Origin of the sequence: Bacillus cereus (assembly GCF_007678085.1) — a bacterium.
In the GTDB taxonomy this organism is placed as follows: Bacteria; Bacillota; Bacilli; order Bacillales; family Bacillaceae_G; genus Bacillus_A; species Bacillus_A cereus_BE.
In genome coordinates, this window is sequence record NZ_VEDW01000008.1 from 69538 (window position 1) to 92036 (window position 22499).

Consider the following 22499-nt stretch of genomic DNA (forward strand, 5'->3'; position numbering starts at 1 on the left):
GACAAAATATAACTGACGATATAAGCTAATAACCATAAAGTCTACCGGAAAGGTCGGAATAGGATTGTTACCCCTCAAAAACATCTATTTTTTTACGATTAAAACCGACTTTTCCGATTGGCTATAAATGTGCTGTGGGGGCATACATAGGCTAATAAGTTCAAAGGGTATCACTATTAAACAGTTAGGGTGGGGACAATGAAGAAAAAGACAAAAAAATGGGCTGGTGTATTTTCGGTATTACTGAGTAGTTCGCTTGTGTTATCTGCTTGTGGGGGACAGGAGGATACGGCTTCTACAGAACCGGTTAAACAGCAGGATTTAAAAAATATAAAAGTTGAAAAAATTGTGGCTACAGATAAGACGAAAGTACCTGATAAGGCGAAAAATAGAAAAGATACGTTTATTTCTGGTATCTCAAAGCCTGGGGGAGTTTTCCTACCTTACTTTCAAGAGAACGGTTGGGATGGTAATGTGACATCGGTTATTTTCGCCTCCCTTGTTACAACAGATAAACAAGGAAAACCTATACCAGATCTTGCTGAGAAATGGGATGTCTCTTCAGACCAATTAACATATACATTTCATTTACGCAAAGGCTTGAAATTTAGTGATGGATCGCCATTAACTGCTGACGATGTAGCATTTACATTATCACTTCTACATGATAAAGCGTATGAAGGTGGCGATGATATTTCACAATATGCAATTAAAGGTGGAAAGGAATATAAAGAAGGAAAAGCGACGTCTATTGAAGGAATTCAAGTTGTTGATCCACAAACAATTAAAATTACGACCGAAAAAGTTAACTCACAAGCGCTAATTGCTTTAGGTGGTCCAGTATTATCGAAAGCTTATTATGGAAAAGAGTATAAACAAAATACTAGTTTAGATTATTTGAAAGAGTTATATGGAAAACCGATAGCTGCGGGACCATATAAATTTGAAAAGTATATCCCGGGACAGGAAGTTCGTTTTACAGCAAATGAAAATTATTATGCAGGCAAACCAAAAATTCAAAACTTTATTTATAAGATTACTTCACCGGATACAAAATTCCAATTATTCCAAACAGGTGAGATAGATTATACAGGAGTAGGTTACGGGGATGAAATTTTAGAACAAGTGAAGAGTTTACAGTTTGCAAATGTTGAAATAGAGACGGCTGCTTCATTTAGTTATATAAGAATGAATAGTAAAAAACCGTATTTAAAAGATAAGAAAGTTCGTCAAGCTCTTATTTATGGATTGGATCGTAAAAAATATGTAGATACAGCTTTGAAAGGATACGGTACAGTAGCAAATGTTCCAATTCATCCAACATCTTGGGCGTATACAGAAGAGGGCATTAATAAGTACGAATATAACTTAGATAAGGCGAAGAAATTATTAGATGAAGCTGGATGGAAAGCTGGTTCAGACGGAATTCGTGAAAAAGATGGTCAAAAACTTAAATTAACGTATTATGGTGCAAGTTCAGCAAAAGAAGGTGATTTATTTATTCCGATAGCAAAAGAGAACTATAAAGAATTAGGTGTTGAGTTCAATCCTGAATTTATGGATTTCAATACGATGCTGTCAAAAGTGAAAAAAGGCGATTATGATTTAGCTTCTGTTGCAACACCGATTACAACAGATCCAAGTGAAACTGTAAGTGGTTACTCCTCAGAAGGTGATGATAATACTTTAGGTTATAAAAATGAAAAAGTAGATGCATTAATTAAAAAAGGAATTGAAACTGTAGATATTGAGAAACGTAAACCAATTTACAAAGAACTTTACAAAGAACTAAGTGATGATCCACCAGTAATTTTATTAAATTATCGTAGAGTCATCACAGCTTACAATGGAAACATTAAAGGAATTGACCCAGAGAAGTATGACAGTATTAGTTCGAACTCACCAGTATTATCTATTGAAAAATAACGAGAAGAATGTATAAGTAGAAGACATTTTTTCATTCGGCTAGTAATATGCTGATTCGAAAAAATGTTCTTCTATTTTAAGCATAAGATTGGAGAGAAAAAGGGTGAAAACGTATATCGTTCGTAGGTTGTTACAAATGATTCCTACACTTTTGGGAACGTCAGTTGTTATTTTCTTCCTGTTCGCACTTCTTCCAGGGGATTATATTGATTCGAATCCCAAGATTACACCGCAAAGGGCGGAAGAGCTTCGGGAATTGTACGGATTAAATAAGCCAATTGTTGAACGCTATTTTCACTGGCTAGGTAATGCGTTACAAGGAGACTTTGGTTTTTCGCTTCAATATCAAGAACCTGTAACATCACTATTAAATAAATTTATTTGGAACTCTTTTATTGTAGCAATTGTTGCATTGTTTTTTATTTGGCTAATCGCACTTATTATCGGTGTATTTTCAGCGACAAAACAACATTCTTTATTCGATAAGCTTGTAACAATTGGTATCTTTGCAGCAATGTCATTTCCTTCATTTTTTATAGGTCTGTTTCTAATTAAGGTGTTCGCAGTTGATCTTAAGTTATTGCCAATAGGTGGAATGATTGATGTTGGTAGTAATTCAACTGGATTCGCTTATGTGATAGAGGTTGCAAAGCATATGGTTTTACCGGTATTTATTTTGACTCTTCTTGGTGTGGGCTCATTAACTCGCTACTTTAGAACGAGTATGTTAGAGGTGGTAAGACAAGATTACATACGAACGGCACGAGCAAAAGGGTTAAAAGAGAAGACTGTTATTTATAAACATGCATTAAAAAATGCCATTTTACCGGCTATTACATTGCTCGCGTTTGAGTTACCTGGATTGTTTTCTGGAGCAATTATTATTGAACAAATTTTTAACTGGCCAGGGATTGGCGGTATTCAATTGGAAGCACTAAATTTCCGTGATTATACAGTATTGATGGCATTTACGATGTTTCTTTCTTGTTTAACAATCGTTTCAAACTTTTTCGCAGATATCGTATATGCAGTTGTTGATCCACGAATTCGGTTGAAGTAAGGGGGGGAAAGAAATGGAGACTGTCACAGCAATTACAGAGAAGAAAGAAAAAAAGAGAAGAAAAAATGAATCATCGCCATGGCGACAAGCTCTTAAAAGGATAAAGAGAAATAAGATGGCGCTCGTAGGATTATATGCATTAATTTTTATGTTTTTATTTTGTTTTATCGGTCCGTTCTTTTCACCATATGCATCAGGGAAAATACAAGTTGCGTTAATTAACAAACCACCTAGTTTTTCTCATTGGCTCGGTACAGATCAATTAGGGAGAGATATTTTAACGAGACTTATGCAAGCGGGACGAATTTCATTAACGATTGGCCTAGCTTCAATGGTTTTATCAGTGATACTAGGAGCTGTATTAGGAGCTATCGCGGGTTTTTATCGAGGCATCGTTGATAATATTATTATGCGTCTTGCCGATATTTTAATGTCGATGCCAGGATTACCATTACTTATTATAATGGGGGCGATTTTATCAGAGTGGAAAGTACCATCTGATTATCGTCTGTATGTCATTATGATTATTTTAAGTTTAGTAGGTTGGCCGGGGCTTGCACGTCTTGTAAGAGGTCAAATTTTATCACTTAGAGAGCAAGCGTTTATGCAAGCTGCTGATGTGTTAGGAATAAAAGATTACCGAAAAATTATATATCACTTAATCCCTAATGTTTTACCGATATTAATTGTTGTATCTACATTAGGTGTTGCAGGTTCTATTTTAGGGGAGTCCGCACTAAGCTACTTAGGTCTCGGCGTCGTACCACCTACACCATCATGGGGGAATATGATTAGTGCAGCTAACTCATTAATTGATTTCCAAAAGCGTCCGTGGTTATGGATTCCACCTGGTTTCGCAATCTTTATAACAGTTGTATCAATTAACTTACTTGGTGATGCACTTCGTGATGCGTTAGATCCAAAGATGAGACGGTAGGTGAGAAGGTATGAGTAAAGCGGTAGTAGAGCTGAAAGACCTACAAACACATTTTCAGACAGAGGAAGGAACAGTAAAGGCTGTAAACCATGTTAGTTTTACAGTTCGAGAAGGTGAAACGGTTTGTGTTGTAGGCGAATCGGGTTGCGGGAAAAGTGTAACAGCTTTATCTATTATGGGACTTATTGCTGAATCCGGCAGTGTAGTAGGTGGCGATATTTTATATGAAGGAAAAAGTCTTTTAGGAATGAAAGAGAAAGAGCTTCGTAGTTTACGAGGGAATGATATTGCGATGATTTTCCAAGAACCGATGACATCGCTGAATCCGGTCTTCACTGTAGGGGAACAGATTGTAGAGACGTTAAGGGAGCATGAATTACTTAGTAAAAACGAAGCGTATAAGAAAGCAATTGAGTTAATTCGTAAAGTCGGCATAGCTCGTGCGGATGAAATTGTCCATTCTTATCCGCACGAACTGAGTGGTGGAATGTTACAACGTATTATGATTGCTGTTGCACTTAGTTGTAATCCTAAGTTATTAATTGCTGATGAACCGACAACGGCTCTTGATGTTACGATTCAAGCTCAAATATTAGACTTATTAAGACAAGTAAAAGAGGAATTTAAAACATCAATTTTATTAATTACACATGATTTAGGCGTTGTAGCAGAAATGGCTGATTACGTTGTCGTTATGTATGGCGGGAAAGTTATTGAAGAAGCCCCAGTACTAGAGATATTCCAAAATCCGAAACACCCGTATACGAAAGGCTTGTTGAAATCAAAACCAGTGATGGGAAAACGAATAGATAAACTATATTCTATTCCAGGGCAAGTTCCTAATTTAGTCGGTTTGAATGAATTTTGCTACTTCAGCGGTCGTTGTGAGCATTGTATGGAAATATGTAAAGAAGAAGCACCGAATCTAAATGTGCATGATGAGAATCATAAAGTAGCTTGCTGGTTATATGAGGAGCGTGCGGAACAATGAGTGAACCATTATTAGAAGTAAAAAACTTAAAAACATATTTTCCGATTAAAGGAGGCATATTTAGTAGAACGGTTGGACATGTAAAAGCAGTTGATGGAGTAAGTTTTACTATTAATAAAGGCGAAGTGTTCGGTCTCGTTGGTGAATCAGGAAGTGGGAAAACGACGATAGGAAAAACAATTTTACGTCTTGTCCAAAAAACAGAGGGGGAAGTGAAGTTTAAAGGACACGATGTTCATTCTCTATCAAAAGAGGAATTGAGAAAACATCGTCCTAATATGCAGCTTGTGTTTCAAGATCCATTTAGTTCATTAAATCCGAGAATGAGAATTGGAGAAGCACTTGGCGAGCCAATGTTGGCTCACGGACTAGCGACGAAAGAAAATGTTCGTGAAAAAGTGACAGAAGTATTAGAGTTATGTGGCTTAGCCCCATATCATATTGACCGGTATCCTCATGAGTTTTCTGGTGGACAACGTCAACGTATCGTTATCGCAAGAGCTATGGTATTAAACCCGGAATTCATTGTAGCTGACGAACCTGTGGCAGCACTAGATGTATCTATTCAAGCACAGATCATTAATTTATTTAGTGAGTTACAGGAGAAAAAGGGATTATCCTATTTGTTCATTTCACATGATTTAAGCGTAGTAGAGCACTTATGTACGAAAATTGGAATTATGTATTTAGGAACGATTGTGGAAACAGCGCCGCGTGATGAGTTATTTACGAACCCACTTCATCCGTATACAAAAGCATTGTTATCGGCTGTGCCAATACCAGATCCAACAGTGAAGCGAGAGCGGATTATACTAGAGGGTGACATTCCAAGTCCAGCAAATCCACCTTCGGGTTGTCGCTTTCATACACGTTGCCCGTTTGCAACAGATATTTGTAAACAAACGGTACCAGAATTCCGTAATGTTGGTGAGGAGCATTTTGTTGCTTGTCATCATGTATAAGAAAAGGACTCTTTCAAATAGAAAGAGTCCTTTTCTTTTATTTACTAGATGAAGTTTGTTTCAATACAAATTGCTCGATTGCATGAGCAACACCATGTTCATTGTTTGTTAATGTTACAACATCACATAGTTTTTTTACATCTTCTTCAGCATTTCCCATTGCAACTGATAAGCCGGCTACTTGTAACATTGGTACATCATTAAAGTTATCCCCAATTGCAATAGTATCTTCAATTGGTATATTGAAATAAGTAGCCATCTCTTGTAGACCGTTCCCTTTATGACCATGCTTATCCATAATTTCTACATTAGTAGGAGCTGATGCTGTAACTGAAATATCAGTGTCTTCTTGTAACATACTTAATAGCTGTGCACGATGCGCTGCATTAAATGTCAAAATGAAGAATTTAGATATTTCTAATTCTGGATTATTTACAACATCTTCGATTTTTTGGAAATCAGTAATTAAGTTTGATTTCTTTTGTTTTTCTGTAATTCTCTCAAGTTCCTCAAGTGTAACATCTAGTGCATGCTTGTTCTCTTCGAACGCTTGCATGACTTGATCTTGCCATGTATATGGAGAATAAACTCCTTTATTCGTATATAGCTTATAAGGAAAACCTTCAGATTCTAGTAATTTTGCAAGCTTGTATACTTTATCGTTTTGTAAACAACGCGAGTTAATTACTTTTCCATCCACATAAACAATTGCCCCATTGCTCGCTCCAACTGGAAGAGATAGTTTATATTCTTCCAATAATTTTAAAGCATCCTCTTTTGCACGACCAGAACAAATCATGACAATATGACCAGCCTCTTTTGCAGCTTGGATAGCTTGTAAGTTCTCTTTGGAGATTTCAAGATTAGATGATAGTAGTGTACCATCCATATCTAATGCGATTAATTTCAAAATGACCACCTCTTTGCTTTTATTATACATAGTTATATAGAGGAAACATATAAACTTATCTTGGAAAGATTGTATTTTATCTCACATGAATTGTGATTGAAAAATTGATAGACGCCATCTTATTATTTTGAATATGCACTTTAATTTGTAACAACAATAGAGGTAAGTATGGGTATATTTCGTTATATGACTGTAATATTACAAGAACATTACAAATATCAACTTAGTAGAAAGTGCATTAAAACAAGGTTTTAAGGGTGTTTATAAAAAAACGTAAAAAAAGTGTAATAAAATTTATGTAATTATATTGCAACGTAACAATAGTTATGTTACATTAGTGTTACAAACGTTACGTTATTAAATTTAATGTAACGCTAACATAAAAACTATGAAATAAACATTTCTTAGAAATTACATATAGATAACTTATTAAAAGGAGGATACATAAAATGAAAGAGCAAGTATTACAAGTAACAAAAGGTGATTTCGTAGGATCAGCAAGTGGAGCAGTAGTATTAACGGCATTAATCGTATTTCTATCAAGCGTATTAGTATAATAGAGGTTTTGTAATAAAAGAAAAAAAGAGAGGAGAATGCAAAATGAAAGAGCAAGTATTACAAGTAACAAAAGGTGACTTCGTAGGATCAGCAAGTGGAGCAGTAGTATTAACAGCATTAATCGTATTTCTATCAAGCGTATTAGTATAATAGAAGTTTTGTAACAAAAAACAAATGAAGGGAGAATGAAAGATATGAAAGAGCAAGTATTACAAGTAACAAAAGGTGACTTCGTAGGATCAGCAAGTGGAGCAGTAGTATTAACGGCATTAATCGTATTTCTATCAAGCGTATTAGTATAATAGAGGTTTTGTAACAAAAGAAAAAAAGAGAGGAGAATGCAAAATGAAAGAGCAAGTATTACAAGTAACAAAAGGTGACTTCGTAGGATCAGCAAGTGGAGCAGTAGTATTAACGGCATTAATTGTATTTCTATCAAGTGTATTAGTATAATAAAAGTTTCAAATCATACAAAATGAAAGGAGAATGAGGAATATGAACAGTGAACAAGTGTTACAAGTAACAAAAACAGATTTATTAGGATCATTAGGTGGGGCGGTAGTATTAACATCATTTATTCTATTCCTTGCAAATATATTAGTATGAGGCATATAAATACAATCATTCAAAAAAAATAAAGACTCTAGCATATTAGTCAGTAGTTAATATGTTGGGGTCTTTTTTATTTTCCTCTTATATATACCTTCAAGTATTAATATTTCCTCCGTAATGTAAAGAGAAAAAAGTCGAATTTTATATGTAAGAAAAAAAGAGGAATTTGACAGAAAAGATAGAAAATTTTAAAGGTCAGAATTTGTTAGCTTGCTAACTAATTTCTATTAATTGATGTTGGAAGCGTTTTCGGTTGGTTTTAAGTATGGACCATTTAATCTATTTACAGGGGGATGAGGATTTTATGAAACAAAAATCTATGGATACGCTAGCTGCACAAATGGAGGACTTTTTTCCAGTACGTGATGTAGATCATTTGGAATTTTACGTAGGAAATGCAAAGCAATCAAGTTATTATCTTGCGAGAGCATTCGGATTCAAAATTGTGGCTTACTCTGGGTTAGAAACTGGTAATCGTGAAAAGGTATCTTATGTTCTTGTGCAAAAAAATATGCGTTTTGTTGTGTCTGGAGCTTTAAGTAGCGACAACCGTATTGCAGAGTTTGTAAAGACTCATGGTGATGGCGTGAAAGATGTGGCATTACTTGTTGACGATGTTGATAAAGCATACTCGGAAGCAGTGAAACGTGGTGCCGTTGCAATTGCTCCACCTGTAGAGTTAACAGACGAGAACGGTACCTTGAAAAAAGCAGTTATTGGTACGTATGGTGATACAATTCACACGCTTGTAGAGCGTAAAAATTATAAAGGAACATTTATGCCAGGATTCCAAAAGGTCGAGTTTAATATTCCATTTGAAGAGTCAGGTTTAATTGCTGTAGACCACGTAGTTGGTAATGTTGAAAAAATGGAAGAGTGGGTTAGTTATTACGAGAACGTTATGGGCTTTAAACAAATGATCCATTTTGATGATGATGATATTAGTACAGAGTATTCAGCTTTAATGTCGAAAGTTATGACAAATGGAAGTCGTATTAAGTTCCCTATTAACGAGCCAGCAGATGGAAAGCGAAAATCACAAATTCAAGAATATTTAGAGTTCTACAATGGAGCAGGTGTACAACATCTTGCTTTACTAACAAATGACATTGTTAAAACGGTTGAAGCACTTCGTGCAAATGGTGTGGAGTTCTTAGATACACCAGATACTTATTATGATGAGTTAAGTGCACGAGTTGGTAAAATTGATGAGGAAATTGATAGGTTAAAAGAATTAAAGATTTTAGTAGATCGCGATGATGAAGGATACTTACTACAAATCTTTACGAAACCAATTGTGGATCGTCCAACTTTATTTATTGAAATCATTCAACGTAAAGGTTCTCGCGGATTTGGAGAAGGGAACTTCAAAGCATTATTCGAATCAATTGAAAGAGAACAAGAGCGTCGCGGAAATTTATAAAATTTATATCCACCAACAAGAATTCTTTTGTTGGTGGAAATTTCATTTTCATAGGGAGGAATCATGATGAAATTTGTTACATTTCGTCTTCCTTCGAAAGAAATGCGAGCTGGATGGCTTGAAGGTAACAAAGTAATTGATATGAATCTTGCTAGTAATGGGAAATTACCTTCTTCTATGTTCGCCTTTTTAGAGAAAGCGGATGAGTATGTAGAAGTATTGCGTAAGATTAAGAATCCAGAAAAGGGTATATATGCCTTAGAGGAAGTACAATTAGCGGCAGCAATTCCTAATCCGAGTAGTATTCGGGATTTTTACGCGTTTGAACAGCATGTAAAAACGGCTCGTGGCCGAAGAGGGCTAGATGTTGTACCTGAATGGTACGATTTCCCGGTTTTTTATTTTACGAACCATCGTGCTGTAATTGGTCCGGATGATTTTGTAATCTCTCCCAATAAATCTAAAAAACTTGATTATGAGTTAGAGATTGCTTGCGTAATTGGGAAAGAAGGAAGAAATATTTCTCGTGAGCAAGCAGAAGAATACATTTTTGGTTATTGTATTATGAACGACTGGAGTGCAAGGGACTTACAAGCAACAGAAATGAAGGTAGGACTCGGTCCGGCAAAAGGAAAAGATTTTGCAACTTCATTAGGAGCTCACCTTGTTACGAAAGAGGAATTAGATGTTTATCGTAACGGTGACCGTTATGAGTTAGAGATGACTGCTCATGTAAATGGCAAGCTATTATCAAAGGGAAACTTCCAAGATATTTACTATACATTTGCTGAAATGATTGAGCGTGCTTCGGCAGACGTTACGTTATATCCAGGAGATGTGATTGGTTCTGGGACAGTAGGAACAGGCTGCATTTTAGAACTGGGTACGGAAGAGTGGCTGCAAGATGGGGATGTTGTAGAACTTACGATTACTGGTTTAGGTACATTACGTAATACGGTCAAAAAAGAAATGGAAGCAGGTGATGGGCATGTATTATCGTCACATGGGGGAGCTACCTCGTAAACGACATGTACAATTCCGTAAAAAGGATGGGTCGCTTTATCGGGAACAGGTAATGGGAACGAAAGGTTTTTCTGGTACGCAGTCTATTTTGTATCATCATTATATGCCAACGGAAGTATCGCATTCGGCGGTATCGCATTCTTGTCAGTTGCAGTATGAAGAGGATGCCCTTCTTTCTCATCGTCATTTCCGCACGAAAGAAAATAAAAAAAATGGTGATGCAATAAGTGGAAGAAATTTCATACTTGGAAATGAAGATTTGTTAATTGGAGTAGTGAGTCCAACAGAAAAAATGGATTATTTCTACCGTAATGGAGATGGAGATGAAATGTTGTTTGTTCATTACGGAACTGGGAAAATTGAAACGATGTTTGGAACGATTCACTATAGAAAAGGTGATTATGTAACGATTCCAATTGGAACAATCTATCGTGTTATTCCAGATGAAGGAGAGACTAAGTTTCTTGTTGTCGAGGCAAATAGTCAAATTACAACGCCGCGTCGCTATCGTAATGAATACGGACAATTGTTAGAGCATAGTCCGTTTTGTGAGAGAGATATTCGTGGCCCTGAAAAATTAGAGACATATGATGACAAAGGTGAGTTTGTTGTAATGACAAAGTCGCGAGGGTATATGCATAAACATGTTTTAGGACACCATCCGTTAGATGTTGTTGGTTGGGACGGCTATTTATATCCGTGGGTCTTTAATGTAGAGGACTTTGAACCAATCACAGGTCGTATTCATCAGCCACCTCCAGTACATCAAACGTTCGAAGGTCACAATTTTGTTATTTGCTCTTTCGTACCACGTTTATACGACTATCATCCAGAATCTATTCCGGCACCATATTATCATAGTAACGTGAATAGTGATGAAGTACTGTACTATGTAGAAGGAAACTTTATGAGCCGGAAAGGTGTGGAAGAAGGTTCTATTACACTTCATCCGAGCGGAATTCCTCATGGGCCGCACCCTGGGAAAACAGAGGCGAGTATAGGGAAGAAAGAAACGCTTGAATTAGCTGTTATGATAGATACATTCCGTCCACTTCGTATTGTAAAACAAGCACATGAGACTGAAGATGAAAAGTATATGTATAGCTGGATTGAAGAGGGTTCATATACTGTAAAATAAGTAAAAAGAGGTATGCTCACTTATTGAGCATGCCTCTTTTTTTGGAATCGACATGTATAATAATACCAAAAAAAGTTATGGAAAGATATATAGAAACAACGATAAGGATATTGTATATTCCGAAAGGTTTCTACTTATTTCGACAAAAGTATTGACTGGGGAAAGTGCTATGAGTAAAATAAAAAAGCGAATTAAAAATTTTCAGAAAATTTAAAACTTGGAGGGGCATGCTATGAAGCAAATTTTTCAAAAGAAGCCTATTGCAAAGTTAATGCAAGAGAGTAAGCAAAAGACGTTAGCAAGAACATTAGGGGCATTGGATTTAACTATGCTTGGAATCGGGGCAATTGTTGGAACAGGTATTTTTGTTTTAACAGGCGTGGTAGCAGCAAAACATTCTGGACCAGCTATTATATTATCATTTGCGATAGCCGCGTTAGCCTGTGCCTTTGCTGCATTTTGTTATGCTGAATTCGCTTCTTCAGTTCCTGTCTCAGGCAGTGTGTATACGTACACATATGCGACGATGGGAGAGGTATTCGCATTTTTAATTGGATGGGACTTAATGCTTGAATATTTACTCGCTACATCTGCTGTAGCAAATGGTTGGTCCGCTTATTTTCAATCTTTATTAAAGGGATTTGGGATTCACATTCCGACTATTCTCTCCTCAGCACCTGGTACAGGAAAGGGTGGAATAATTGATTTACCTGCAGTTCTAATTATTTTAATTATGACAGTTCTTTTATCTAGAGGTGTTCGCGAAAGTGCACGAATAAATAACATTATGGTGTTTATTAAATTAGCGGTTGTTCTCATATTTATCTTTGCTGGTTTTAATTATGTAAAACCGGAAAATTGGACACCTTTTATGCCGTTTGGCTTAGATGGTGTAATGGCTGGAGCTGCTACAGTGTTTTTTGCATTCATAGGGTTTGATGCAGTTTCAACGGCAGCAGAAGAAGTGAAACGTCCACAACGTGATTTACCAATTGGCATTATTGCATCTTTATTAATTTGTACGGTTCTTTATATTGTTGTTTCACTTATTTTGACAGGAATTGTTCCGTATGGACAGTTAAATATATCAGATCCAGTTGCCTTTGCACTTCAATTTATTGGACAAGATAGTTTAGCGGGAGTAATTTCAGTAGGAGCAATTACAGGAATCACAACAGTAATGTTAGTTATGATGTATGGGCAAGTACGTGTTTCGTATGCAATGAGTAGAGATGGATTATTGCCGAAGCGTCTTGCTAAAGTTCACCCGAAATTTAAAACACCGTTTTTAAATACGTGGACAACGGGAATTATTGCAGCACTTATTTCAGGATTAATAGATTTAAATGTGTTAGCACATCTTGTAAATATGGGGACTTTATCAGCCTTTGCACTTGTAGCTGTAGCCGTTATTGTAATGAGAAGAACTCATCCTGATTTACCAAGAGCATTTAAGGCGCCGCTTGTACCAATTTTACCAGCGTTAACGGTAATTTTTTGTTTATACTTAATGCTTCAATTATCCGGAACGGCTTGGATTAGTTTTGGGGTATGGATGGTTATCGGTATTGCGGTTTACTTCTTATATAGCCGAAAACATAGTGCTTTAAATAATAGTAAAGACGAAGAAGATGCAGCAAATTTATAAGTAGAAAAATCCATTCTAATTCTGTTAGGATGGATTTTTTGTTCTGAAAATTTACATTTTTCTGATTGTATATATAATATAATTGTTGGGGAACTAAGGGGGGAACTTATGAAAAATACGTGGCGTGAGTTAAGGGAGATGGACCGTAACGTATGGATTCGGTTTATTGGTGAGACGTTAAATGGAATTGCGATGATGATGTTGATGCCCTTTTTTGCATTATATTTAAAAGATAAGGTAGATTCACTATTACAGGTTGGAGTTATTATGGCGCTTTCTCCAATTGCAGCAAGCTTCGGATCAATTATAGGGGGAAGAATTGCTGATATATATGGAAGAAAGCCGATTATGATATTTTCGATGACGAGTAATGCGGTATTAATGCTTGGTTTTTTATTTATAGAAGGATTTATTCCCTATGCGATTTTATCTGTTTTTTTAGGGTTAAGTAATTCGCTATTTCATCCAGCTGCATCAGCGATGGTTGCGGATGTAACAACGCCAGAAAAAAGAACAGAAGCATATGGCTTATTACGAATGGGGCACAATATAGGTGCTGCAATTGGCCCGATAATGGGCGCTTCAGTAGTTATGTTGTCGAAGAACCTTGTGTTTATTATTGCCTCGTCTACGATGTTGTTTTATGCATTACTTGTATTCATTCTTATTCAAGAGACAATGCCAAAGAGTGCGAATAAAGAAGAGAATAAAGAAAAAGAATCAGGGGCGGTTTGGAAAATTGTAATGAGAGATAAGGCACTAATGATTTATTTGTTAGCAGGTATCATTATTTCGATGGGATTTTCTCAAACAGAAGGCATGTTGCCACTGCACTTTGATAATGAAATGAAAGGTATTTTTGAAACTAACAACCCATATCCATATTTAATGGCTTTAAATGGACTATTAGTTGTGTTGTTCCAATTTCAAATTTCAAAATGGGCCACAGATAAACCTGTCGGGAAGACGATGTTATATGGTGCATGTTTGTTTGGGATTGGTTTGTTCTTTATCGGATGGTTACCGAAGTGGTTTGGAGCATTCGATGCAAATGCTACGATTATTTTAATAACGTTGCTGTTCGTTTATGCCATATATACGTTAGGTGAGATGATTATGTCGCCTGTCCAGATGACGTTTGTAGCGAATTTGGCTCCTGAGCACTTGAGAGGGACTTATATGGGAGCTGCAAGTTTGCAGTGGATTACAGGAGGCGCATTCGGTCCACTTCTTGGAGGTTTTTTATTGGACCGATTACTTGGCCACGTTCTATTCACAATTTTAGCTGTAGGATGTGTAGTTGCAGGTATTGTATATGTTTCTTTAGATCGTCTCGTTGAACAAAGGCAAAAAGGCACACTGACTAAACAATCTTCTTAATGAGTAGATGACATACACAAAAAGGGGATTTCTACATAGTCTAGGTACATAACTAGATTGGGTTGCAATTTTATATATTTATGAAGAAATGTAAGTAGAAAAAGTATAGAAAACCAATCAGTGGTGTCATTTATTTATTTGTGGAAGTTACATTTTATTTCAAATAGGAACTACCTATTTTTATAAAAAGTGCTAAAATAGAAAAATGAAAACAATTGGTTAGGGTGATTTCAGTGACAAAAATTAAATTAGGTTTATTATACGGTGGAAAATCAGCTGAGCATCAAGTTTCGCTACAAACGGCTCTTGCTGCTATTAAAGCATTAAATCAAGATAAATTCGAGATTCATCCAATTTATATTACAGAACAAGGTCAATGGGTGCGCGGTGAGCGTATTGAAGGTGAAGTAACAGATGTTGAAGTTCTAAAAATGAGCGGTGCAGAAAATGCGATTTCTCCGTTATCATTAAGCACAGAAATCATTCCATCTGCAGCTTCTGAGGAAAATGCTATTGACGTTATTTTCCCATTACTACATGGACCAAATGGTGAAGATGGAACAGTTCAAGGATTATTAGAATTAATGAATATTCCTTATGTAGGAAATGGTGTTCTAGCATCTGCAGCTGGTATGGATAAAGTTGTTATGAAAAACATCTTTGCAGAAGCTGGATTGAAACAAGCAAAATATGCATCATTCATTCGTAGCACATGGGAAAAAGATCGTGAAACAGCATATGAAAAAGTAGAAGTAGTATTAGGATATCCTTGCTTCGTAAAACCAGCAAACCTTGGTTCAAGTGTTGGTATTAATAAGTGTAAAAATCGTGAAGAACTTGAGAATGCATTTGAAGAGGCGTTCCAATTTGACCGCAAAATTATTGTAGAAGAAAATATTGTTGGACGTGAAGTAGAAGTTGGTGTACTAGGTAATGATGAGCCGAAATGTTCAGTTGTAGGTGAAATTGTACCGAAAAAAGACTTCTATGATTATAAGTCGAAATACATCGATGGCGATACAGCGTTAATTATTCCAGCTGAAATGACAGAAGAAGAGTCTAACGTTATTAAGCGAGATGCGATTATTGCATTCCAATCGTTAGATGGTGCTGGCTTAACAAGAGCTGATTTCTTCTTAACTAAAGATGGAGAAGTATATATTAACGAAGTGAATACGATGCCAGGATTTACGCCGTTTAGTATGTTCCCTCTATTATGGCAACATACTGGATTACCGTATCCGGAATTAATTGAAGAGCTAATCAATTTAGCAATTGCGCGTCACGAGGAAAAACAAAAAATTAAATATACAATCTAACAAAAAAAGGAGGAAGCACTATTCGCAGGAATAGTGCTTCCTCTATGTAAGGAGTGTTTTCATGATAAATCGAACGTTAAAACAAGTAGAACAGATGGTAAATGGTGCGGGATTAGCAGAGCGATATGAGGGAATTACTATACAAGGAGTGTCTATTGATACGAGAAAAATTGAAAAGGGAAACTTATATGTTCCAATTCAAGGTGAACGTTTCGATGGACATGCTTTTGTAGACAAAGCTGTTGAAAATGGAGCTGTGGCAACATTATGGATGAAAGGTGTAGCGAATCCACCTGAGAATCTTCCAGTTATTTTTGTAGAAGACACGCTATCGGCATTACAAATGTTAGCGAAAAACTATCGCGATCAATTGGATGTGAAAGTTATTGGTGTGACAGGTAGTAACGGTAAAACATCTACAAAAGATATTGTAACAAGTCTTCTTGCGACTAAATTCAAAGTTCAAAAAACAGAAGGAAACTTTAATAACCATATCGGGTTACCGCTTACTATTTTAAATTTAGAAGAAAATACAGAAGTAGCTGTATTAGAAATGGGAATGTCAAGCCGAGGGGAAATTGAATTCTTATCTAAGTTAGCACGTCCAAATGCAGCTATCATTACGAACATTGGTGAGGCGCATTTAATGGACTTAGGCTCCCGTGAGGCGATTGCTGAAGCGAAATTAGAAATTGTGACAGGATTACAAGAAGGTGGAGTATTCGTATATAACGGAGATGAGCCATTATTAACAAATCGTGTTCCTGAAATGAATTTAATAGCTGAAACAGTTACATTTGGTGACGCTAGAGCAAATGATTATTATCCAACGACTGTAACATTACAGGCAACTGGGACACACTTTAAAATGAACAGAGAAGAAAATATTTCATTCTATCTACCGGTATTAGGAAAACACAATGTGTATAATACGCTTGCTTCAATGGCAATTGCGAAACATTTCGGTGTAACGTGGGAAGAGATGAAAGAAGGTTTAGTAACACTTCAAATGACAGGCATGCGTATGGAGATTGTAAAAACAAATAGTGGTTTAACAATTATTAATGATGCTTATAATGCAAGTCCAACGGCTATGGAAGCAGCATTTCATTTAATGAATGGCTTAGATGGATTTGCTAAAAAGATTGTTGTACTTGGTGATATGTTAGAGCTTGGAAATCAAGAAGTACAGTTTCATTATGAAGTAGGTAAATTAATCGATCCAGCAAAAATTTCATATGTGTTCACATATGGTAAATTAGGGGCTCAAATTGCTGAAGGAGCGAAAATTAATTTTCCTAATGAACGTGTAAAAGCGTATGATAATAAAGAAGAGTTAGTAAAAGAGTTGCAAGCGGTCGTCGATGCGAAAGATGTGGTATTAATAAAAGCATCTCGCGGTATGAAATTGGAAGAAGTAATTACGATGTTGAAATAATTGGTGTATATAAATAGGGATGATAGCTGCGAAAATAGAAGAAACTTATAATAAGCGCTTACAGTAAATATAAAAAAATAAAAGTGAAGAAAAAAACTCTGAATATGAAAATAAGGTAACAGTTGGGTTTGCTTTTTACACATACAAAACTTATAATTGATAAAGTGTAATAACGTTTAGAAGTATTTTCGCGAAGAATATACGCCCGTTTATATACGTGAGCATTCAGGAAAAGGGCTTTTCCGCAAATTCGGAAAACGCCTTTTTTTAAATGATAAGTATAGGATAGAAAAGGAGAAGTAACATTGACAACATTTCGAGAATTAGGATTAAGTGAGTCTTTACTGCAATCTGTTGAAAGTATGGGCTTTGAAGAGGCTACGCCGATTCAAGCTGAAACAATTCCACATGCATTGCAAGGTAAAGATATTATTGGGCAAGCACAAACAGGTACAGGGAAAACAGCAGCATTCGGATTACCACTATTAGACAAAGTGGATACAAATAAAGAATCAGTACAAGGTATTGTTATCGCGCCAACGCGTGAATTAGCAATTCAAGTTGGAGAAGAGCTATACAAAATTGGTAAACATAAACGCGTTCGTATTTTACCAATCTATGGTGGTCAAGATATTAACCGCCAAATTCGCGCTCTAAAAAAACACCCACACATTATTGTTGGTACGCCGGGTCGTATTTTAGATCATATTAACCGTAAAACACTTCGCTTACAAAACGTAGAGACAGTTGTTCTTGACGAAGCGGATGAAATGTTAAACATGGGCTTCATTGAAGATATTGAAGCAATTTTAACAGATGTGCCAGAAACGCATCAAACATTATTATTCTCAGCAACAATGCCAGATCCAATCCGTCGTATTGCTGAGCGTTTCATGACTGAGCCTCAACACATTAAAGTAAAAGCAAAAGAAGTAACAATGCCAAACATTCAGCAGTTCTATTTAGAAGTGCAAGAAAAGAAAAAGTTTGACGTGTTAACACGCTTACTAGATATTCAATCTCCAGAACTTGCAATCGTATTCGGTCGCACAAAGCGTCGTGTTGATGAATTATCAGAAGCATTAAACTTACGTGGTTATGCTGCAGAAGGTATCCATGGTGATTTAACACAGGCGAAACGTATGTCTGTACTACGTAAATTTAAAGAAGGTTCTATCGAAGTTCTTGTTGCAACAGACGTTGCTGCACGTGGTCTTGATATTTCAGGCGTAACACACGTATATAACTTCGATATTCCACAAGATCCAGAATCATACGTTCACCGTATCGGCCGTACTGGTCGTGCAGGTAAAAAAGGTATTGCAATGCTATTTGTAACACCACGTGAATCAGGACAATTAAAAAATATCGAGCGTACAACAAAACGTAAAATGGACCGTATGGATGCACCGACACTTGACGAGGCACTAGAAGGTCAACAACGTTTAATCGCTGAAAAACTTCAAAGCACAATTGAAAATGATAACTTATCATACTACAAGCGTATTGCAGAAGAAATGTTAGAAGAGAACGACTCTGTAACAGTAGTAGCTGCTGCTTTAAAAATGATGACAAAAGAGCCAGATACAACTCCAATCGCTTTAACATCAGAACCACCAGTTGTTTCAAGAGGTGGCGGTTCTAAAAAACGCGGCGGTAACGGAGGCGGATACCGTGATGGTAACCGTAATCGTAGTCGTGACGGACGCGGCGGTGGCGATGGTCGTAACCGTGATCGTAACCGTGATGGACGCGGCGGTGGCGATGGCCGTAACCGTGATCGCAATCGTGATGGTGGTAACCGTGATCGTAATCGTGATGGCGGTAGCCGTGGGCGTAAAGGTGAAGGTCAAGGTCGCCCTGGATCTTCAAATGGACGCGGCGAAAGAAAACATCATAGCCGTCCACAAGCTTAATAAAAAAAGAGAATGCCCTTTGCCGGCATTCTCTTTTTTTATTTCTGTAATTGTACATACTACATAATAACTTGTGTAGAAAAGAGGTGCTATATGCTTGTAAGACTTGGGTATGTTGCAATGAGTGTACATCTAAAGAACGCATCTCCATCTCAAACGATGACATATGCGCAGTTTCAACGAATTGATGATCGAGAGGCTGCAATCCGTAAACTTGAAAGAATTGCTAATTCGAATTTAGAAAATTGTTTACGGTTATTAAAGCATAATAAAGGGCATAATATATCTTTCTTTCGGCTTAGTTCCAAGCTGGTTCCTTTAGCGAATCATGAGGATTTGTTAGAGTGGAATTATATTCGCCCCTTAAAAGAAAATTTAAAAATGCTAGGTGATTACGCCATTCGAATGAATATGCGTATTGATTTCCATCCAGATCATTTTGTTGTGCTGAATTCACCTGAGGAGAAAATTTTTAAACAATCCGTAAAGACATTGCAGATGCATAAAAAATTATTAAAAGGTATGGGAATTGAACATAAGCAACGATGCGTATTACATGTGGGCGGAGGTTATAACGATAAGGAACTCGCATTAGAACGCTTTATAGAAAATTGGTCAAGTGTTCCAAGGAGTATTCAAGAGATGATCATATTAGAAAATGATGATACGACCTTTTCTTTAGAAGAAACATTATATTTAGGTGAAAAATTAGATATTCCAGTCGTGTTTGATTTGCATCACCATATGATGAATCATGATCGAGAAGATTGGTATGAAGATTGGGCGCGTGTTGTACATACGTGGGAATCGTCTTTGTTACCAGTGAAAATGCATATTTCTAGTCCTAGAGAAGGAAAAGATCCGAGAGCGCATGCGGACTTTATTGATGTAGATACTTTTTTATCTTTTTTAAAAAAGATAAAGGGAAGTGTTCCGCAAATTGATTGTATGATTGAGGCGAAGAAGAAGGATGAGTCTTTATTTCAACTAATGAGAGATTTAAGTAAACAAACAGATGTAGAGATTATCGATGGTGCGAGCTTTTATATTAAATAAGCTCTGCACCATCGAATTTTTTTGCCCCGTAAAACCCCTACTGATTAAAGTTTCACTTTATTAATAAAGGAGTGCAAATACCACCAATGATTAATCCTGTTAAATGGCTGATAGGGTTAGCAGAGGGATTGAAGAAAGTGAATAGTAGTAATATACATATCATAATTGAAAAAATAGCGATGTCTCTTGGATTGGAAGAACGATATCGACTATATAGTAGAAATAATTGTGCACCTAGCAATCCAAAAATACCACCAGATGCTCCGGCATGAATATATTCAAGAGGCATAATAAGATAAGAAGAAATATTTCCAAGAATGCCAGAAAGGAAAAAAATAATGATGAAAGAAAAGTGCCCTAGTTGTCTTTCAATAGAAGAGCCAAGTACAAATAAACAAATACTATTAGAAAGGAAATGTTGTAAGTCTACATGTACAAGTAAGGAAGTTATGAGACGCCACCATTCTCCTTTAGCGATATATTCATTGTAGGATGCCATAGGAAAGAGAAAAAAGTCGCCTAACATAATCATGACTAATTGTATGAGAAGTAAAGTGATGACGATTGGTTGTAAGGAAATGCGGGCAGAAGGTATTAGCATGTTGTTAGTATCACTCCTTTTGCATCAGAAAGATTCTCTGTTATTCTTACAATATGAAAAAAGAAAGCTAAATAGAAGAAGGGGAATGTGAAATGATTGTAGGGATTGGAATCGATATTATCGAATTGAATCGAATTGAAAAAATGCTAGATGGAAAACTTAAATTTATGGAGCGTATTTTAACTGAAAGTGAACGGAATGTTGCTAAGGAACTGAAGGGAAGTCGTCTAACAGAGTTTGTAGCTGGAAGATTTGCGGCGAAAGAGGCGTATTCAAAAGCGGTAGGGACTGGTATCGGGAAAGAAGTAAGTTTTTTAGATATTGAAGTAAGAAATGATGATAGAGGTAAGCCGATTCTCGTTACAAGTACAGAGCATATTGTTCATTTATCAATTAGTCATAGTAAGGAATTTGCTGTTGCCCAAGTGGTTTTAGAAAGCTCGTCAAGCTAGTCTGCATATTTTATATCTTTGTCTCATATATTTGTGGTAGCGATAAGGAAGGCACATCTTCCACTCATTTATAGGGGCAAAGGGGCTGAAGTGATGAAAAGGCGTCTGTTTTTAGTTCTTGTCGGTTTATTAACCGTTTTTGTGTTGGCCGGTTGTATGGAAAAGAAACAAGATGATGTTGTGAGAGATTTAGAGGCGAAAGTAAAAGGGATGAAAAGTTATCAAGCTGAAGCGAAATTATCTATTAAAACAGGGAATGAGCCTCAGGAGTATAAGGTAGAAATATGGCATAAAGAGCCTTCTTTTTATCGTGTGAATTTGCAGAATGCGAAGAAAGATCAAAGCCAAATTATTTTAAGAAATGAAGAAGGGGTATTTGTATTAACGCCAGCACTTAATAAGAGTTTCCGTTTCCAAAGTGATTGGCCGCAAAATAGTAGCCAGGCTTATTTATATGAATCCCTTGTGAGAGATATTTTGCAGGACAAGAAAAACCTTACTTTTGAAAAAACAGATAAATATTATATTTTTAAAACAAAAACAAACTATCAACATCAAAACATGTTGCCGAAACAAGAGATTACATTGAAGAAAAGTGATTTAACACCAGTTTCGGTGAAGTTAATGGATAATGATCAAAATGTTCTTGTGAAAGTAGATTTCTCAAAAGTGAAATTTGATGCGAAATTTGATAAAGGTGCATTTGATACGAAACAAAATATGTCTAGAGCGCAAGTAGATGTTCAAACAACAGCGAAAGAAGACAAACCATTTGCTATTTTGTATCCGCGTGATACGCCGCAAGGTATGGTTTTGAAAGATGAAAAAGAGTTGAAGACAGACAGTGGCAAGCGTGCGATACTCACATACACTGGAAGTAAGAAATCCTTTACTTTGATACAAGAAAAGGCAAAAGTTGCAGAGGCTTCGTCAGCGATAAGTGTGAGCGGAGAATTGGTTGATCTTGGCTTTACAATTGGGGCATTGACGAAAGATTCTTTAACGTGGTCGCATAACGGAGTAGAATATATGCTCGTGTCTAAAGGTTTAGAGCCGAAGGAGCTATTAATGGTTGCTCGTTCAGTTACAGAGAAGCAAGTGAAGTAAACTTCTTAGACGTGGTGATATATGTGCACCACGTCTTTTCTT

General features: G+C 36.4%; 23 protein-coding genes. 21 read left to right on the forward strand and 2 right to left on the reverse strand.

From position 1 onward, the window contains the following. Window positions 1–198: 198 nt before the first annotated feature. The 5 genes from FS742_RS25490 to FS742_RS25510 all read left to right on the forward strand — a co-directional run bounded on the left by FS742_RS25490 (window position 199) and on the right by FS742_RS25510 (window position 5876). Window positions 199–1926: an ABC transporter substrate-binding protein gene (locus tag FS742_RS25490; protein WP_144616154.1), complete on the forward strand. Its 1728-nt coding sequence runs from the start codon at window positions 199–201 to the stop codon at window positions 1924–1926. Window positions 1927–2029: 103 nt separating this feature from the next. Continuing rightward, window positions 2030–2986, forward strand: a complete 957-nt coding sequence (locus tag FS742_RS25495; RefSeq protein WP_061677933.1) for an ABC transporter permease — start codon at window positions 2030–2032, stop codon at window positions 2984–2986. A 13-nt stretch (window positions 2987–2999) separates the two neighbouring features. Then, window positions 3000–3923: an oligopeptide ABC transporter permease gene (gene opp4C / locus FS742_RS25500; protein WP_144616156.1), complete on the forward strand. Its 924-nt coding sequence runs from the start codon at window positions 3000–3002 to the stop codon at window positions 3921–3923. Between the two features lie 10 nt (window positions 3924–3933). Next, window positions 3934–4914, forward strand: coding sequence for an ABC transporter ATP-binding protein (locus FS742_RS25505; RefSeq protein ID WP_144616158.1), 981 nt, complete (start codon window positions 3934–3936; stop codon window positions 4912–4914). Next, window positions 4911–5876: an ABC transporter ATP-binding protein gene (locus tag FS742_RS25510; RefSeq protein WP_001294507.1), complete on the forward strand. Its 966-nt coding sequence runs from the start codon at window positions 4911–4913 to the stop codon at window positions 5874–5876. Before FS742_RS25505 ends, FS742_RS25510 begins: the two co-directional genes overlap by 4 nt. Window positions 5877–5913: 37 nt before the next feature. On the opposite strand, the gene FS742_RS25515 is transcribed toward FS742_RS25510, so the two are convergent. Beyond that, window positions 5914–6786: a Cof-type HAD-IIB family hydrolase gene (locus FS742_RS25515; RefSeq protein ID WP_144616160.1), complete on the reverse strand. Its 873-nt coding sequence runs from the start codon at window positions 6784–6786 to the stop codon at window positions 5914–5916. A gap of 449 nt (window positions 6787–7235) precedes the next feature. Between FS742_RS25515 and FS742_RS25520 the strand changes: the two genes are divergently transcribed. The 14 genes from FS742_RS25520 (at window position 7236) to uvsE (ending at window position 20297) form a co-directional block, all read left to right on the forward strand. After that, window positions 7236–7343, forward strand: coding sequence for a DUF3948 family protein (locus FS742_RS25520; RefSeq protein ID WP_000664237.1), 108 nt, complete (start codon window positions 7236–7238; stop codon window positions 7341–7343). A gap of 43 nt (window positions 7344–7386) precedes the next feature. Continuing rightward, window positions 7387–7494 (forward strand): DUF3948 family protein, encoded by a 108-nt coding sequence (locus FS742_RS25525; RefSeq protein WP_000664237.1) that lies wholly within the window; start codon window positions 7387–7389, stop codon window positions 7492–7494. A 35-nt stretch (window positions 7495–7529) separates the two neighbouring features. After that, entirely contained in the window at window positions 7530–7646 is a 117-nt protein-coding gene (locus FS742_RS25530; RefSeq protein ID WP_000654250.1) for a DUF3948 family protein, read from the forward strand. A gap of 43 nt (window positions 7647–7689) precedes the next feature. Next, on the forward strand, window positions 7690–7797 hold the full coding sequence (locus tag FS742_RS25535) for a DUF3948 family protein (RefSeq protein WP_000664237.1): 108 nt from the start codon (window positions 7690–7692) through the stop codon (window positions 7795–7797). A gap of 42 nt (window positions 7798–7839) precedes the next feature. After that, window positions 7840–7950 (forward strand): DUF3948 family protein, encoded by a 111-nt coding sequence (locus tag FS742_RS25540; RefSeq protein WP_001083699.1) that lies wholly within the window; start codon window positions 7840–7842, stop codon window positions 7948–7950. Between the two features lie 310 nt (window positions 7951–8260). Then, complete coding sequence (gene hppD, locus FS742_RS25545) at window positions 8261–9379, forward strand: 4-hydroxyphenylpyruvate dioxygenase (protein ID WP_144616162.1); 1119 nt, start codon at window positions 8261–8263, stop codon at window positions 9377–9379. A 66-nt stretch (window positions 9380–9445) separates the two neighbouring features. Continuing rightward, a complete protein-coding gene (locus tag FS742_RS25550; protein WP_144616164.1) occupies window positions 9446–10402 on the forward strand; it encodes a fumarylacetoacetate hydrolase family protein in 957 nt (318 codons plus the stop codon). Then, on the forward strand, window positions 10368–11540 hold the full coding sequence (locus FS742_RS25555; RefSeq protein ID WP_144616166.1) for a homogentisate 1,2-dioxygenase: 1173 nt from the start codon (window positions 10368–10370) through the stop codon (window positions 11538–11540). The genes FS742_RS25550 and FS742_RS25555 overlap by 35 nt, the downstream gene beginning before the upstream one ends. Before the next feature lie 232 nt (window positions 11541–11772). Continuing rightward, window positions 11773–13188 (forward strand): branched-chain amino acid transporter BcaP, encoded by a 1416-nt coding sequence (locus FS742_RS25560; RefSeq protein ID WP_144616168.1) that lies wholly within the window; start codon window positions 11773–11775, stop codon window positions 13186–13188. Between the two features lie 108 nt (window positions 13189–13296). Beyond that, window positions 13297–14568 (forward strand): MDR family MFS transporter, encoded by a 1272-nt coding sequence (locus tag FS742_RS25565; protein WP_144616170.1) that lies wholly within the window; start codon window positions 13297–13299, stop codon window positions 14566–14568. A gap of 233 nt (window positions 14569–14801) precedes the next feature. Next, window positions 14802–15887 (forward strand): D-alanine--D-alanine ligase, encoded by a 1086-nt coding sequence (locus FS742_RS25570; protein WP_144616172.1) that lies wholly within the window; start codon window positions 14802–14804, stop codon window positions 15885–15887. Between the two features lie 61 nt (window positions 15888–15948). After that, complete coding sequence (gene murF / locus FS742_RS25575) at window positions 15949–17325, forward strand: UDP-N-acetylmuramoyl-tripeptide--D-alanyl-D-alanine ligase (RefSeq protein WP_144616174.1); 1377 nt, start codon at window positions 15949–15951, stop codon at window positions 17323–17325. 305 nt (window positions 17326–17630) lie between these two features. Further along, on the forward strand, window positions 17631–19241 hold the full coding sequence (cshA, locus tag FS742_RS25580; RefSeq protein WP_144616176.1) for a degradosome RNA helicase CshA: 1611 nt from the start codon (window positions 17631–17633) through the stop codon (window positions 19239–19241). Window positions 19242–19334: 93 nt separating this feature from the next. Continuing rightward, entirely contained in the window at window positions 19335–20297 is a 963-nt protein-coding gene (gene uvsE / locus FS742_RS25585) for a UV DNA damage repair endonuclease UvsE (protein ID WP_144616178.1), read from the forward strand. A gap of 52 nt (window positions 20298–20349) precedes the next feature. Here uvsE and FS742_RS25590 read toward each other — a convergent pair whose 3' ends face one another. Continuing rightward, complete coding sequence (locus tag FS742_RS25590) at window positions 20350–20898, reverse strand: rhomboid family intramembrane serine protease (RefSeq protein ID WP_144616180.1); 549 nt, start codon at window positions 20896–20898, stop codon at window positions 20350–20352. Between the two features lie 92 nt (window positions 20899–20990). On the opposite strand from FS742_RS25590, the gene acpS reads away from it, so the two are divergent. Continuing rightward, window positions 20991–21350, forward strand: a complete 360-nt coding sequence (acpS, locus tag FS742_RS25595) for a holo-ACP synthase (RefSeq protein ID WP_144616182.1) — start codon at window positions 20991–20993, stop codon at window positions 21348–21350. Between the two features lie 156 nt (window positions 21351–21506). After that, complete coding sequence (locus FS742_RS25600) at window positions 21507–22457, forward strand: LolA family protein (protein WP_002096914.1); 951 nt, start codon at window positions 21507–21509, stop codon at window positions 22455–22457. Window positions 22458–22499 lie beyond the last annotated feature (42 nt).